Origin of the sequence: Acidiphilium sp. PM (assembly GCF_000219295.1) — a bacterium.
In the GTDB taxonomy this organism is placed as follows: Bacteria; Pseudomonadota; Alphaproteobacteria; order Acetobacterales; family Acetobacteraceae; genus Acidiphilium; species Acidiphilium multivorum.
In genome coordinates, this window is sequence record NZ_AFPR01000527.1 from 1 (window position 1) to 2140 (window position 2140).

Here is a 2140-nt window from a genome sequence, read left to right on the forward strand (position 1 = left end):
GATTTTGCTCCCCGCACCGCAATCTCGCGCCCGCCGCCCCCGCGCACCCGGCGCCCCGGTCGCCGCCGACCCGCCGACCCGGCCACACCGCCCGGCCCGACGCGGCACGCATCCGATCCGCCGCCCGCGCGCCCCGCCCGCACCGGCCTGACCCCACACGCAATCTGTTTTTTTCTCCCGACGGCCCCCGCCGCCGGACGCATCCGCGCGCGCCGATTACCCCGCGGCGCGTTCCAATCGCGCCGCCGCCCGCGCCCGGCCGATCAGCGGCAGCAGCGCCGCCAGCTCCGGCCCGTGGCTCTCCCCGGTCAGCGCCAGCCGCAACGGCAGATACAGCGCCTTGCCCCGCGCCCCGCTCGCCGCCGCCACCGCCCCGGTCCATCCCTTCCAGGTCGTCTCGTCCCACGGCTCCGGCGGCAACGCCTCCAACGCGGCGCGCAGCAGCGAAGCCGCCTCCGGCAGCGCCGGCGTCTCGATCTCGCCGCTCACCACCGCCCACCACAGCCGCGCCTCCGACAGCAGGTCCAGGTTCCCCCGCACCGCCATCCAGAATTTTTCTCCGCACCCCTCGGGCAGGCGCTCGGCCACCGCCTCGAAAGGCAGCCCATGCAGCACCCGCCGGTTCAGCGCCAGCAACTGCTTCGGATCGAAGCGCGGCGCCCCGCGCGAGAAATCGCCAAGGTCGAACGTCCCCGCCAGCTCCTCCAGCGTCAGCGGCTCCGGGTCGCGCCGGCTGCCCAGCCTCGCCAGGTAAGAGACCAGCGCCATCGCCTCGATCCCGTCGCGCCGGAACTGCCGCACCGAAACGCTCCCCGCCCGCTTCGACAGTTTTTCGCCCGTCACGTCCGAAATCAGCGGCAGATGCCCGAACGCCGGCACCGCCCGCCGCGGCTCCAGCGCGCGCATCAGGTCGATCTGCACCGCCGTGTTGGTCACATGATCCTCGCCGCGGACCACATGCGTCACCCCCAGCTCCAGATCGTCCACCACCGAGGTGAACGTATAGAGCGGCGTGCCGTCGGCGCGGATCAGCACCGGGTCGGACACGGTGCCGAGCGCCACCTCCCGCCGCCCCAGCACCAGGTCGTTCCACGCCACCGCCCCGTCCGACAGCTTGAACCGGAAATAGGGCCGCTTGCCGCCCGCCTCCGCCGCCGCGCGCTGCCCGGCCGTCAGGCTCAGCATCGCCCGGTCATACACCGGCGGCAGATGCCGCTTCGCCCGCAGCGCCCGCTTCGCCGCGAGCTCCTCCTCCGACTCGAAACACGGATAGAGCAGCCCCGCCGCCTTCAGCCGCTCCGCCGCCGCCGCGTAGCGGTCCATCCGGTCGGACTGCCGCGCCATCTCGTCCCAGCCGATGCCGAGCCAGCGCAGGTCCTGCTCGATCCCCGCCTCGTATTCCGGCTTCGAGCGCTCGCGGTCGGTATCGTCGATGCGCAGCAGCAGCGTCCCGCCCATCGCCCGCGCGGCGAGGGCGTTGACCACCGCGAGCCTCGCATTGCCCGCGTGCAGATGACCGGTGGGGGAGGGTGCGAAACGGAACTTGACCATGTCCCTCCGCTAGCATGGCATGATTGCGCCGGGCGAGAGGCCTCGCGCGCATTTTCATGGCATAACCGCTCCCCGTCCGGGAGACCCACACGTGAGCGCCACCGTCCAGACCCGCCCCCAGGCCACCGGCCGCACCGCCATGGCCGTGCTCGTCGGCGTCAGCATCTGCCACCTGCTGAACGACATGCTGCAGGTCCTGCTGCCGGCGGTCTACCCGCTGCTCAAGGGCGGCTTTCACCTGAACTTCGCGCAGATCGGCCTGATCACCCTGGTCTACCAGGCCACCGGCTCGCTGCTGCAACCGCTCGTCGGCCTCTATACCGATGCGCGGCCGATGCCCTACTCGCTGCCGGTCGGCATGGCGCTGTCGATGTCCGGCATCGTCACCATCGCCTGGGCGCCGAGCTACGACATCCTGCTGGCCGGCGCCTGCCTGCTCGGCATGGGCTCGTCGATCTTCCATCCCGAATCGGCGCGCATCGCCCGCGTCGCCTCCGGCGGCCGGCACGGCCTCGCCCAGGCGATCTTCCAGGTCGGCGGCAATTTCGGCCAGTCCCTCGGCCCGCTGCTCGCCGCCTTCTTCATCCTG

At 72.1% G+C, this 2140-nt stretch carries 2 protein-coding genes; one reads left to right on the plus strand and one right to left on the minus strand.

Annotation, left to right across the window (positions count from 1 at the left end; translation table 11 throughout):
* Positions 1 to 216: 216 nt before the first annotated feature.
* Complete coding sequence (gltX, locus tag APM_RS17310) at positions 217 to 1551, minus strand: glutamate--tRNA ligase (RefSeq protein WP_007424691.1); 1335 nt, start codon at positions 1549 to 1551, stop codon at positions 217 to 219.
* A 91-nt stretch (positions 1552 to 1642) separates the two neighbouring features.
* Here gltX and APM_RS17315 point away from each other — a divergent pair.
* The coding region (locus APM_RS17315; RefSeq protein WP_007424692.1) for an MFS transporter at positions 1643 to 2140 on the plus strand (498 nt) is incomplete at its 3' end.